This window comes from Sutcliffiella deserti (assembly GCF_020037475.1).
In the GTDB taxonomy this organism is placed as follows: Bacteria; Bacillota; Bacilli; order Bacillales; family Bacillaceae_I; genus Sutcliffiella_A; species Sutcliffiella_A deserti.
Genome location: NZ_JAIQDB010000005.1, coordinates 79,689 through 92,410 on the forward strand (window position 1 = coordinate 79,689; position 12,722 = coordinate 92,410).

The following is a 12,722-nucleotide window of genomic DNA, read 5'->3' on the forward strand; positions in this document are numbered from 1 at the left end:
GTTGTATTTCTGGCGGCACAGCTAAACAAAATGGAAAAATGAAACCTCTCCTGACATATACTCGTAGAACATAGTAGTCTTCCTATATTGGAGTGAGGGAAATGGATGTCTCAGGAATTGGTATAATTATCGGTATATTTATCCTTTTAATATGGGGTTTGTGTATTCTAGCCACTCTATGGGTATTCTCTGACGCAAAGGATAAGCAGGGAACCAATATCGGCTGCCTCTGGGCACTTGTCGTTTTGGCAGCAGGGCCCATCGGTTTTATTGCGTATTTAATTGTTCGAGACAAAACATAAAGGAGATGATTAGATGGAGATCTTCGCGCTATTATGGTGGGTTATCGGGTTAATCGCACTGATTTGGGTATACGGTGATGCCAAGGAGAAACGCGGAACCAACATCGGCTGCTTATGGGCATTAGTTGTCTTTCTCCTAGGGCCGCTCGGGTTCATTGTCTACCTGTTTGTGCGGAATGCTGACTAAGGTTTCGGATGTATCTTCATGAAGTCATAGCGAGTTAACAAGTGTGCGACCTTCCTATTTTGATAAGGTCGCATTTTTATATTGTAAATAATTGGTGGGACGATGTACCTGTCCCTCTGTCCCAGTTTGCATAATTTTGTTGTAGATTGTATATTGATTTTAGTGTTAATTTTCCTCTGGGTGGTGTACAAAGCAGAATTACATTTATTAAGCTCTCTATCATATTTTGTCTCTTTAATTTTTGGAAAATTATAAATAAGAGGGTTGAGGAAAAATGATGATACACACGAAAGAACAAACGATTTTTAACCATGTTGGGAACAAAATCACCACCGAGGATCGAGAGGTTAACATTATTGTCAGAATGGAAGAACCGCTTATCGTTGTTTTAGGGAATGTTTTAAGTGATGAGGAATGTGATGCATTAATCAGTTTGTCCAAGGATAGAATACAACGGTCGAAAATTGGATCAATGCGGGAAGAAGATGACCTCAGAACGAGCAGCAGCATGTTCTTTGAAGAAGGCGAAAGCGATGTGGTTACGAGGATTGAAAAAAGAATCTCTCATATTATGAATATACCAATTGAACATGGAGACGGACTTCAAATTCTTAATTATAAACCAGGGCAAGAATATAAAGCCCATTTTGACTTTTTCAGTTCCACAAGCAAAGCAGCAAGCAACCCCAGAATCAGTACACTTGTTATGTATTTGAATGATGTGGAGCAAGGCGGGGAAACGTTTTTTCCAGAGCTCAAACTTTCCATATCCCCTCAAAAAGGCATGGCCGTGTATTTTGAGTATTTCTATGATGACCAAGCTCTGAATGATTTAACTCTCCACGGGGGTGCACCAGTTATCGTTGGAGATAAGTGGGCTGCAACACAGTGGATGCGCAGGAAGCAGTTTAGATAGGAATACGACTATGCACTAGGGAAGAAATGTCAGGTTCTTTTACCGAGGAAATGGGACAAGGGACCAGTCCCCACTGTCCCAGTGCATTTTAGTACAATAGAATTTTTCAAACAAACGTTTGATTGAAAAAAATGAGAATCGTTGGGGCGCATGGGATTGAAAAAAATAAAAGGAATCAACTTTTGAAAAAGGTTTTGTAGGAAAGTGATATTAATCCTCTAGTCTATGCTTAAGGTAGAATAGTCTTTAGATTTGGTTTTACAGCTGAAAAGAATAGTTATTACTGACGGGAACTTCGAGTGTTTATCGGAAGTTTCTTTTTTAATTGCAATTTCAGCAGTCTTAACCGTCCTCACCTTTTTGCAAGCAGCAACCTCAACTGGCAACGCCCCCCGCCATATGGTACAATCGTTAGAGCGATTTTAACGTGGAGGAAAGAAAACTCATGACGGTATTACAACCACCAGTACAGAAAAATGACTATTACGATGTGACAGTGGAAGATTTGACACATGATGGCGCAGGGGTAGCAAAAATCAACGGCTATCCCATCTTTGTGTCCAATGCCCTGCCACAGGAAAAGATAAAAATAAAAATAACCAAAGTGAAAAAAGGCTACGCATTCGGTCGCATAGAAGAGACCTATAAAGAAAGCCCTTATCGAGTCAATGCTCCTTGTCCTATCTACAAACAATGTGGCGGCTGTCAGCTCCAGCATCTGAGCTATGAAGGCCAGCTTGTTGCTAAAAGAAAACAAGTGGCAGATGTGTTAGAACGAATCGGCCATCTAAAAGATATCCCGGTTCACCCGGTTCTTGGCATGGACCACAATCCATGGCGCTACCGCAACAAAGCACAGGTTCCGATTGGAGAAAGAGAAGGCGGACTGATCGCAGGCTTCTACCAGCAGCGCAGCCACGAAATTATTGAAATGAAAGACTGCCTCATCCAACAGGAAACCAACGACCGTGTGGTACAGACCGTTCGAGGAATCTGTGAAAAGCATGGCGTGCGTGCTTATAATGAGAAAACACATAAAGGTGTGTTGCGGCATGTGATGGCAAGGTATGGACTTGTTACGGGTGAAGTGATGGTCGTGCTGATTACGAGAACACCGGACATTCAGAATAGGAAGGCAATCGTGGAAGAGATCACAGCAGCGTTGCCGGAAGTGAAGTCAGTAGTGCAGAACGTGAATACGAAGAAAACGAACGTAATTTTTGGAGATGAGACTCGTGTGCTCTGGGGCGAGGAATACATCTACGACTATATCGGCGACATCAAATTCGCCATTTCGGCTCGTTCCTTCTATCAAGTAAACCCTGAGCAGACAAAGGTGCTTTATGACAAAGCGTTGGAGTATGCTGATTTGACTGGAGAAGAAACCGTGATCGATGCATATTGCGGGATTGGGACGATTTCTTTGTTCTTAGCTCAGAAGGCAAAGAAGGTTTACGGAGTAGAGATTGTACCGGAAGCAATTGAAGATGCCAAGCGCAATGCTCTGTTGAACGGAATTGACAACGCAGAGTTTGGTGTGGGAGAAGCAGAAGTAGTGATTCCGAAGTGGTATAAGGAAGGAATTACGGCAGACGTGTTAGTGGTCGACCCGCCGAGAAAAGGCTGCGATGAAGCTTTATTGCAGACGATTATTAAGATGAAACCGAAGAAGGTTGTGTATGTATCCTGTAATCCGGCGACACTTGCGAGGGATTTGAGAGTGTTGGAGGATGGGGGATATAGGACGGTTGAGGTGCAGCCGGTGGATATGTTTCCGCATACGGTGCATTGTGAGGCGGTGGCTAGGGTAGAGCTCAAATAACCGGTTCTGTTTTATTCACTATATAAAGTCTATTTTACAATTGATAATCATCAATTTGGAATTCTCTTAAAAGGAAAGTGCCAAAAGTGCGAACATGAAGTGGCTAGAGTTGTTGAAAATGAGTAGGGAAATATGGTGAGGCAAATCCTACATTGTAAAATGTATTGAAACATCGGTACGGTCCTTTCGATTCTTTTAAAAAACTATATAAAAATTAATCTTAACAAAAGAGACAGGCTCTCAATCTGTCTCTTTTTGTCGTGGGGGATGAGAGAATCAGCGCCTAGTAAGTCTGGCTTGCTCTTAAGTATTATTTTACGAGTATTTTGTTTAACTGGACATCAAGTTATTTTTTAAACAATCCTCCGCTAAGCTTTATCAATCAGAATTAAATTTTGGTTGATATGGAGTAAAGTTTTTACCTACTGGAACTGGTTTCATCTCAAAAGAAATCTTTAGAGGCATTAAATCGTTTTGAATATTCTATCTTAATGTATAATCGAAAATGGTATAATAAGGTATAAAATATTAGTTAAAGGAGTTTAGTGTGGGAGTTTTAAAAGGAAGAGAAGAGTTAAGATGGATACGGGGACAGATACGTTTTCCAATATAGTATATACATATTGGTCAGAGGGAAAGGTTTTACTTCCATCAATTAAGAATTCTTATACCATTTTATACTTTTGATATAACAACTAGTGTTAATATTAATTATGAAGTTTATTTTAGATCACCATACAAATGGAAATAATACATATAATTAAATTTAAATAAATATTAGAAGGTGGGGATGATATGGAAGATAAGATTCTTGAAGAGTTAGAAAACCTTGATTCAGAGGACGGCCAACTAATAGATGTTTCTATCTCGGAAAATGAACATAATATTTATCCTGAAGCAAATATAAAAGTTGAAAGAAGCCAGTACTCTATCTTTGAATTGAATCGTAAATATTTAAGGGATCAATTGATATTAGACCCTGATTTTCAAAGAGAGGTTGTTTGGAAAAAGGATCAGCAATCAGAATTAATAGAATCTGTTTTAATGGGGATACCACTTCCAATATTTTATTTGAATGAAACAAAAGATGGAGAACTAGTAGTTATCGATGGACGTCAACGCTTAACCACTTTTTTTTCCTTCTTGCAAAATGAATTTAAATTAAAAAACCTCAAAGTACTTAAATCTCTAAACGGTTTATTTTTTCAGGAACTTGAAGACAAAATGAAGGCAAATTTAGAGGATTTTCAAATAATTGCTCAAGTGATTAAGCCTCCTACGCCGGATAGAATAAAATTTGACATATTTGATAGGGTTAATAGGGGTGGAACTCCTTTAAATAATCAAGAAATGAGAAATGCGTTGTATCAAGGTAAATCAACCATTTTACTTAGAAATCTGGTTCAACTAGATATATTTACTGCCGTAACCAGTAATTCTATAAATTCTACAAGAATGAAAGACCGTTATTTGGTCTTAAGATTCATTTCATTTTATTTATGGAAGAAAGGTCATCTTGTCGACCCTAATGGATCAACAATTGAATATAAGTATGATATTGATGAGTTCCTTGGGAAATCAATGGAGTATCTGAATAAGTGCAAGGATGAAGAAATTGAATATTTAATAACTATTTTCAAGATCTCTATGGAAAATAACTATATTGTATTTGGAGAAGGTTCATCCTTTAGAAGGCTATCCAATAGTGATAAAAAAAATCCAATAAACATGATTTTATTTGAAGCATTTGGTTATTTATTTGCACATTTTGATCAAAAATATTGCCATGAATATAAGGAGTATCTAAAGGGAATGTGTAATGAATTATTAAGTACAAGAGAATTAAATAAGTTACTTACCGATGATAGAGGTCGTGGAATTGTTATTCCTGAGGTGTTTAGCATGTTTGATGATATGAAGGAGAGGTTTTTACATGATTACAAATCTAACGATTAATGGTCTTAAGAGTTTCGATGAAACTTCTCTTGATTTAAATAATTTTACGTTACTCGTAGGAATGAATTCTGCAGGGAAATCCACAGTAATACAAGCATTATTACTAGTGATTCAAAATATAACTGACGATGGACGTTCGCCTTTAAATGGCAGTTTAGTATCTTTAGGGGAATTTTCAGATGCAAGGAATTTTATTAAGAATTCAAAGTCTTTTTCTATAAATCTAAGGTCTCAATCTGAAGGTATAACACTTAATTTTGTTGAAGATGATGGCGTTGTTAAGTGTGAAGTAAACCCAAATGAGAATGAACTGACTAAGTACTTACACCAAAAGAATAAAAACATTCATTATCTATCTTCAAAAAGAATAGGCTCCCAAGATTTATATGGTAAAAACTTCGAAAAATATAATGACTTTGGCATCTTAGGAGAATATGCAATAGATTATTATGAATTAAATAAACAAAATCCAGTTGAAGAGTACTTAATTAAGGATAAGAATGTTGGTTCTACCCTTGCTCTACAATTGAATTATTGGCTGAAATACATTGTGAATAGTGAGTTAATTACAGAAGATATAAAAGATACAGATCAGGTCAAAGCAAAATTCTTATCTGTAAATAATCGGTATGTTAGACCTAAAAACATTGGTTCGGGGCTAAGTTATATAGTTTCAATACTTGTCAGTGCTTTAACCTCTAAAAAAGGTGACCTAATTATTATTGAAAACCCAGAAATACATTTGCACCCACGTGCTCAGTCTAAATTAACAGAATTCTTAACTTTTACTTCTCAAAATGGAATTAGATTCGTAATTGAAACTCATAGTGATCATATCTTTAATGGGGTACGAAAATCAATTAATAAAAAAAATATAGCTAAAGAAAATGTTTCAGTATACTTTTTTTCTATAGATAAGAATGAAATGGTCTCAAATTCAGTTAATATTGGATTTGATAATAATGGAAATGTCATTAATCATCAAGAAGGACTATTTGATCAGTTTGATGACGACTTAGATGAATTATTGGGGTTGTAATTATGGAAATTTTAATTAATGAACTTTCTCTGGATGGTAGTTTTGAAAAATTAGAGGATTTTTATGACTCGTTAGGTGGATTATTAAAAATACAAAAATTAATGGAATCTTCTAATGCCTCGTTCTCAAAACACCATGAGTTATATACATTTAAGGTTACAAATGATATGAGCCTACATGACGCTTTTAGAGACAAAAGATCAAGAAGTAATAACAAGATTCGTCGATTTAAACAATTATTAAACAGCCTAATGTCTGACCCCTCATTCTGGCATGAGGATCAAAGACATAAGGATACTGATCGATATACTTGCCAGTTTACAAGTGAAACCAATGGTTATTCCCTTGCAGAAGCATGCGAAAGAGCTAAGGTGGTTTTATCATTTGAAAATGCTAGCTTTGTAGATAACCTTTTGGAAATTAAAAAAAATGGAGTTTTAATCGATATAATAAATATTCAAGAGCACTTGAGTCTTTGTGATTTACTATACGAAAAATATTTGATAGATGCTAGAGTTTATTGTAATCATAGATTTAATGGTACTAATCTATCATTTGAATACTTAGAAGAAGGCTACGATTTTAATATTCTCGAAGAAGATGAGGAGAGAGCGTTTATTTCTTCCTTTAAGATGTTTAGCGAAATGAGTTGGGATGCAATATTAAAATCTGATGGATTAGAATACAAGAAATATCAGCCATCCAAAAAAGATAATTGGTTTTTGAACTCTCCCTACACGAATAAGCAGATTTATAAATTTAGGACAAGCCAAAGGTTTCGGTGTTTCGGATATAGAGAAGGAGATTTATTTATTGTATTAAGATTTGAAAGGGATCACACTATTAGTAATAAAGGTTAATACTGTAAAAGTAAATGACTCTAAATATGGCAAGGGATGGAATATTTAGATAGTTGTCTAACAGATTCTCTTACCGACCCGGTTTACGAGTATTATATTGAGCAGGCCCCTGTTTTTGTAAAGGGTCAGGCGCAGAAGTTACGGGATTTTATTAAACGGTACATACAGTTTGGTGATAATAAGGAAAATCTCTATAAAATTGAGAACGGTCGTATCCGTCCATCCAAGTCACTGCAGGATTCTCTTAACAAAATGCTAAAGGGAAATGAAGAGTTTATTATGATAGATGATCAGAAGGTAGTGTATGAGGAAGCGGTCTATCTTGCAAAGGAAGCCTTACGGACGAACACAAAGCAAGTAATGGTGGTAAAAGGTGGGCCTGGGACAGGGAAATCAGTACTGGCAATTAATCTACTAGTCTACCTGACGAACCAAAGCATGGTCTGTCAGTACGTAACAAAGAATGCTGCTCCTCGGAATATATACTCTACTAAACTTAAAAGTGATTTCAGAAAAGGGCATATTGATAATCTTTTTAAAGGTTCTGGGAGCTATGTAAACGCACCGAAAGATGAATTTGATGTCCTAGTTGTGGATGAAGCCCATCGATTTAACTTGAAGTCCGGGATGTTTCAGAACCTAGGAGAGAACCAGACGAAAGAGATCATAGAAGCATCCAAGTTCTCCATCTTCTTCATTGATGAAAGACAGAGAGTAACATTAAAGGATGCAGGCAGTTTAAGAGAAATAGGAAGATTTGCAAAAGAACATAACGCACCCCTGACCATCATGAACCTTGAATCCCAATTCCGCTGTGATGGGTCCGACGGTTACCTTGCATGGCTGGATGATGTTCTGCAGATCCGTGAAACTGCAAACTCCGATTACATTGGTAGCCAGTATGATTTTAGAGTATTCGATGACCCCAATGAAATGCGTAGAGAAATAGTTAGCAAAAATCAAAACAATAAATCACGAATTGTAGCTGGTTACTGCTGGAACTGGGATAAGGAAGGGAAAAGCAATACCAATCATTATGACATTGTACTGGAAAAGCACGACTTCAAAATGAGTTGGAACTTAGACAACTCCGCTACTTGGGCAATCGATTCCGAGTCAGTAAATGAAGCAGGCTGTATTCACACATGTCAGGGATTAGAGTTTGAATATGTAGGAGTTATCATTGGAGATGACATGCGGGTAGAGAACGGAAAGGTGATTACTGACCATACCAAAAGGGCAAAGACTGATTCCTCTTTAAAAGGATTGAAAAAATTGTTAAAGGAAGACCCAATTAATGCAGCAAAGGTAGCAGATGAAATAATCAGGAATACATATAGGACTTTGATGACTAGAGGGCAGAAGGGTTGTTATGTGTATTGTACGGATGCTGGGCTGGGTGAGTATTTGAGAGAGCGGTTTGCGGAGAGTAATGCTGTTTATAGAGAAAATGAATTTTTCCTTGATGAGTCGATGGTTGCGGAAGGTGAAAGTAGTTATAGGGTGAAGGAATAAAGAGGGGCAGAGGGACAGGTACAGTGCCCCGTTTCTGATATGTTTGGGACACTGTACTGTCCCCTTGTCCCATTTTGAATTCGTATTGGGTCCTTCGTTTATAATATCGAATTCAAAATGAACAGCTAATTATTATTAGAATTATATTGGATCGTCTGGTAATATCTACAAGTGAATTACCAAATCAAAGTCAGGGGAACCGTACCTGTGGCTTCTGGAAATGTCGATACCGAGGAGGACGAGGTTGAGTAAATTTGATATATTGACAAAATACGTTCCTATCATCCAGGCAGATAGTATTGGTGAATGGATTATAGATAAAGAAAACTGTGAAAAATCGGAGCATCCGATTCAGATGCCTTCTGTACGTTATTCCGAAATGGTGAATAACTTCATCGACGACGTTTACACCTTCGAAGAAAGTAATAAAGATATGGAACTTACCCGTTATGGAGATATTCTCAAAGATAACGGCCTTGAATGGGGTACGGAATCTATGAATAATACTGATGTTTCAAATTTGAATGCAAAGTGTGTGCTTGCACTTATTATGGGTGCTGTAAGAGCCGAGCGATTTTGTGATGGCGCTTTATTAGATCTTTTTAAGAGCGGCTGCATATTGAAGTGGCTTGAAAGATTAAACAGGAGTTAGTAAAGGAGTTTGATACTCCGACCCGGTTTTCGTGAAAATAAACTTTTCCGATTTCTAGGCCTTCTTCTGTAAAAATCCTTGTCTTGTCTCGGTTTCTGGTCTTTTTCGAATCCATTTATTCGGAAAATTTTTTTTAACTCGTGAATTTTTGTGCTAAAAATGCGTAAAAACTGCGATACTTGAATCAAAAAACACTAAAAATTGTGGTGCTGTAAGAAAACTTCATTTTATTCTGCAACGGAAGAATCCGGGTTGGAGAGGGGGATTTTGAGAAGAATTTATTTTGGTGATACATAGTAAGGAGAAAAGAATAGGAGAAGTTTGTGATTTTAGAACCAGTTATTTGGTAATTGAAAAAAAGAATTTAGTTCTTTGTGGGAAAAACTTAGATTATATTGATATTTTTAGTGAAATTAGTAATGTAGGAAAAATACATTTCCCATGACTCGGCTAAAATTTTTTAGGTAAGGAGGACTTACGCAATGCCGACAGTAAAAATATTGCACGACTTTTTAGGGTGTTTGGATAAGTTTGATAGAGTAGTAATTAAACCGAGTAGTAAGAATCCTAATCGAAGAAATGTGTATGTAAGTTCAGTTAAAAAGCGTTGGATACAAATTGATATTCGAAAAACGAACATTAACATTTGCATGGATCATAACCATGGTGATTTATCTGAAGAGGATGTTCTAATAACGGGTGTTACAAACAAAAGGTCAAGAGGTAAAAATGGGTTTGACTTTAAAGTTGATAGTCAAAATTTCGATGCAGTACACTTTACGTTTTATGAAAGCGATACTTTTGATTTCAATAGAAAAGAGTTTTTGGACTTCATGGAAAAGCACTACAGGTCATATTTACGACTTGTAAGATTCAGATAAGATTGGAAAAGTGTTATGGAAAATGAAATCCTCTAAATATGCTTGAAAGGGGTATGACCCTTTTGGTCAAGTATTCTATTTAATGTGGTAAATAAAAACAATAGAGGAGGTAGAATGTGGATAAAATGTTACTCGAAAAATTACTTGATCAAACTGAGAGTGAACATTTAGATTTTAAAAAAGGGTTATATGTAAGAACAAATTACGATAGTTTATTAAAAGATGTAATTGCTATGGCTAATGCTAAAATTATTGGATCTCGCTACATTATATTTGGTGTGAAAGAATCAGCTCAACAAGAAAAAGAGCTTTTTAATATTATACAGCCAATTGATGCAGCTACCTACCAAGAGTTAATTTTCGAAAACATTGAGCCTCAGTTAGACTGTCAGATACATTACCTTACATATAAAAATCATTTGTTAGCTATACTTGAAATTAGAGAACCAAAATGCCAACCGTACTTGCTTAAAAAAGATTATAATAAATTACATAAAGGCTTTTGTTATATTCGACGAGGAAGTAAAAATGATTTTGCTACGAGATCTGATTTCGATTATTTCTATAAGCAAGGGCAATTTGAAATTCATATTCTTGATGGTTATTTACGAGCTGTTGATGCAGAGAGTAGTTGTGCGTCCCTAGAATGTTCTTTTAGAAACTGTACTGATTTCCCAATTACTATTTATAAAGGATTTTTAGAAGTGTGGGACTCACATAAGTTACGTACTCAACATCGTCTCTTTGGACATGCAAGTTATATACCAGGTGCGGACTATCGGTTGGAAATTCCCCCAAAGGCTGAAATAACAATGGATTTTAGATTTGGCTTTGAATCGAGTGATTGTCTTCGGTTAGAAATGGATGAATACGGTCACTGTGACTTGGATTTGAATTTTAAATTATATTTACTTGATACATTAGGAAATGAATATGTTGGTAAGGCGCAGGAGTGTGTTGTTTTTGCTAAAGGGAAATTTTTATGGAAAGTAAAAAAGTTAAATAAATTTTAGTCCTATTAACTGAAAAGGAGTTGTAAAGAAAACGGGTAATCCTTTTTATCTTCATTCCCGATTCAATCGTAAAATCAATACAAATTCGGCCTGGAACCAATAATGGTCCAGTCTTTTTGTTTTTGTCCAATATTTCTCCAATCCCTTATCCTGTAAGGGTTCAAACTGATTTCCCCCATTTACTCCCTTTCCATTTCCTCAGTCTTCTTTACTATATAAACCGCTTTGGCACTACACTTTAATTCAGGGATTCTACCTTCTATCCGTTTAGGTTCCTTAGAGACAGAGGGACAGTGTCCCGCTTCTTGTGCGGGACACTGTACTGGGGAAAAGAGCACTAAATGGTGATTATGAAGTCCACAGGATGTGATTTTGATTAATTATAGTTTTTCTTTTATTTGTAAAAAGCCAACACCCTTTATGTAGGGGTTGTCCTGACATTCCTTAGCCCTTTGGAGGATAAGGGTCGTTACCATAACTATCTTTATCTCTTATTCTGCCATTAGATCTATGAATTATTAGCTCTGATTCTTGGTTTTTAGCAATATTTCTTGCAGCGTCTATTGCGTCCTTTTGTGTATCATGACGTGAAGTAGCTTTAGAATTTCCAGAACCTCTGACCTGCCATCCGCCATTTGGATGTGGAGTTACATGTTGGTTTTTCCCCATAATAATATACACCTCCTTTTATCATAATTCAGCAATGGACAAGGTTTTTCCTCCCATTTGTCGAAATATTGGAGAAGAAAGGATGTTTTATGTTAGAGAATATCATATTTTGAAAAATTTACACCAGTGTTTCAGAATTTCTCTTTACTGATTGTTTTGTGACATTCACGGACACCCTGGGAAAGGTTCAAATATTAGTTTATAGAATATTCAGAAAACATATGCCCGGATCGTCTTTTTGGTACAAAAAAATTAAATGCTATACCATTAATTATGAAAATGAGAAAGAAGCAACGGAAAACATAACATATCAAAGTGATATAGGATGACTTTAAATGGAGGTGCTATATGAAAAAATACGAGTTGGATAATGTGGTAATCTCTTTTGAAAATATATATGAAGGCTTACCCAAAAGACTAGATAAATTGATTAGTGCGCCAAAGTATGAAATAAAAAGCTTAACAGAGGGTACTATTAAGAAAGTTTTGGGAGAAGACAACTTACCAATAGAAGGTGTTTTTCTTATTACTAACCATACTAATAATCAAATGCTTTATGTTGGCCGTTCTAGAAATTTAGCTACGCGAATAGGTGTGGATTTACGTGCAGTAACCAGAGAACAAGCAACCATCTCTTACAAACTAACTACATTAAAGGATGAATATCCTCACCTAATATCAATAAGAGATGCTAGAGAGTATATGTATAAAAACTATTCTGTGCAAATGATTAAGGTGCCTAATGAAAATGAACGCGCGATTTTTCAAATATATGCAGCAATGAAATTGGGTACGATAAATGTTTTTAATAGTTTTAGAGAAACTTAATAAATTTCCGGTTCGACCTAAGTAGCAGGAGAGAAGTAGAAAACGAGACAGAGGGACAGTCTCTCTAGCGTGGTGCAATTGT

12 protein-coding genes and 1 pseudogene are annotated in these 12,722 nt (G+C 36.1%); 12 read left to right on the plus strand and 1 reads right to left on the minus strand.

Features of this window, described 5'->3' with window-relative positions; translation table 11 throughout:
- Positions 1–101: 101 nt before the first annotated feature.
- The 11 genes and pseudogenes from K9B36_RS11195 (at position 102) to K9B36_RS11245 (ending at position 11,143) form a co-directional block, all read left to right on the plus strand.
- Positions 102–302: a hypothetical protein gene (locus K9B36_RS11195; protein ID WP_223702150.1), complete on the plus strand. Its 201-nt coding sequence runs from the start codon at positions 102–104 to the stop codon at positions 300–302.
- Between the two features lie 13 nt (positions 303–315).
- Entirely contained in the window at positions 316–489 is a 174-nt protein-coding gene (locus K9B36_RS11200; protein ID WP_223702151.1) for a hypothetical protein, read from the plus strand.
- 274 nt (positions 490–763) lie between these two features.
- Positions 764–1,405, plus strand: coding sequence for a 2OG-Fe(II) oxygenase (locus K9B36_RS11205; protein WP_223702152.1), 642 nt, complete (start codon positions 764–766; stop codon positions 1,403–1,405).
- Between the two features lie 445 nt (positions 1,406–1,850).
- Positions 1,851–3,227: a 23S rRNA (uracil(1939)-C(5))-methyltransferase RlmD gene (rlmD, locus tag K9B36_RS11210; protein ID WP_223702153.1), complete on the plus strand. Its 1,377-nt coding sequence runs from the start codon at positions 1,851–1,853 to the stop codon at positions 3,225–3,227.
- 795 nt (positions 3,228–4,022) lie between these two features.
- Positions 4,023–5,183, plus strand: a complete 1,161-nt coding sequence (locus tag K9B36_RS11215) for a DUF262 domain-containing protein (RefSeq protein WP_223702154.1) — start codon at positions 4,023–4,025, stop codon at positions 5,181–5,183.
- A complete protein-coding gene (locus tag K9B36_RS11220) occupies positions 5,161–6,222 on the plus strand; it encodes an AAA family ATPase (RefSeq protein WP_223702155.1) in 1,062 nt (353 codons plus the stop codon). The genes K9B36_RS11215 and K9B36_RS11220 overlap by 23 nt, the downstream gene beginning before the upstream one ends.
- A 2-nt stretch (positions 6,223–6,224) precedes the next feature.
- Entirely contained in the window at positions 6,225–7,082 is an 858-nt protein-coding gene (locus K9B36_RS11225) for a hypothetical protein (protein ID WP_223702156.1), read from the plus strand.
- Between the two features lie 42 nt (positions 7,083–7,124).
- Positions 7,125–8,597: pseudogene (locus tag K9B36_RS11230) on the plus strand (DNA/RNA helicase domain-containing protein); the annotation flags it as partial.
- A 244-nt stretch (positions 8,598–8,841) separates the two neighbouring features.
- Positions 8,842–9,249, plus strand: coding sequence for a DUF6508 domain-containing protein (locus tag K9B36_RS11235; protein ID WP_223702157.1), 408 nt, complete (start codon positions 8,842–8,844; stop codon positions 9,247–9,249).
- Positions 9,250–9,731: 482 nt separating this feature from the next.
- Entirely contained in the window at positions 9,732–10,130 is a 399-nt protein-coding gene (locus K9B36_RS11240; RefSeq protein WP_223702158.1) for a hypothetical protein, read from the plus strand.
- Between the two features lie 125 nt (positions 10,131–10,255).
- Entirely contained in the window at positions 10,256–11,143 is an 888-nt protein-coding gene (locus K9B36_RS11245; RefSeq protein ID WP_223702235.1) for an AlbA family DNA-binding domain-containing protein, read from the plus strand.
- 444 nt (positions 11,144–11,587) lie between these two features.
- On the opposite strand, the gene K9B36_RS11250 is transcribed toward K9B36_RS11245, so the two are convergent.
- Positions 11,588–11,812 carry a DUF2188 domain-containing protein gene (locus tag K9B36_RS11250; RefSeq protein WP_223702159.1) on the minus strand — a complete coding sequence of 75 codons (225 nt, stop codon included), beginning with the start codon at positions 11,810–11,812 and terminating at the stop codon, positions 11,588–11,590.
- 348 nt (positions 11,813–12,160) lie between these two features.
- Between K9B36_RS11250 and K9B36_RS11255 the strand changes: the two genes are divergently transcribed.
- Positions 12,161–12,640: a hypothetical protein gene (locus K9B36_RS11255; RefSeq protein WP_223702160.1), complete on the plus strand. Its 480-nt coding sequence runs from the start codon at positions 12,161–12,163 to the stop codon at positions 12,638–12,640.
- Positions 12,641–12,722: the final 82 nt, after the last annotated feature.

Bases quoted from the DNA above. Each gene is read 5' to 3' on its own strand.
- K9B36_RS11205 (WP_223702152.1), top strand. From the start codon at position 764: ATGATGATACACACGAAAGAACAAACGATTTTTAACCATGTTGGGAAC.
- K9B36_RS11240 (WP_223702158.1), top strand. From the start codon at position 9,732: ATGCCGACAGTAAAAATATTGCACGACTTTTTAGGGTGTTTGGATAAG.
- K9B36_RS11195 (WP_223702150.1), top strand. From the start codon at position 102: ATGGATGTCTCAGGAATTGGTATAATTATCGGTATATTTATCCTTTTA.
- K9B36_RS11215 (WP_223702154.1), top strand. From the start codon at position 4,023: ATGGAAGATAAGATTCTTGAAGAGTTAGAAAACCTTGATTCAGAGGAC.
- rlmD (WP_223702153.1), top strand. From the start codon at position 1,851: ATGACGGTATTACAACCACCAGTACAGAAAAATGACTATTACGATGTG.
- K9B36_RS11255 (WP_223702160.1), top strand. From the start codon at position 12,161: ATGAAAAAATACGAGTTGGATAATGTGGTAATCTCTTTTGAAAATATA.
- K9B36_RS11220 (WP_223702155.1), top strand. From the start codon at position 5,161: ATGATTACAAATCTAACGATTAATGGTCTTAAGAGTTTCGATGAAACT.
- K9B36_RS11245 (WP_223702235.1), top strand. From the start codon at position 10,256: ATGTTACTCGAAAAATTACTTGATCAAACTGAGAGTGAACATTTAGAT.
- K9B36_RS11250 (WP_223702159.1), bottom strand. From the start codon at position 11,812: ATGGGGAAAAACCAACATGTAACTCCACATCCAAATGGCGGATGGCAG.
- K9B36_RS11225 (WP_223702156.1), top strand. From the start codon at position 6,225: ATGGAAATTTTAATTAATGAACTTTCTCTGGATGGTAGTTTTGAAAAA.
- K9B36_RS11200 (WP_223702151.1), top strand. From the start codon at position 316: ATGGAGATCTTCGCGCTATTATGGTGGGTTATCGGGTTAATCGCACTG.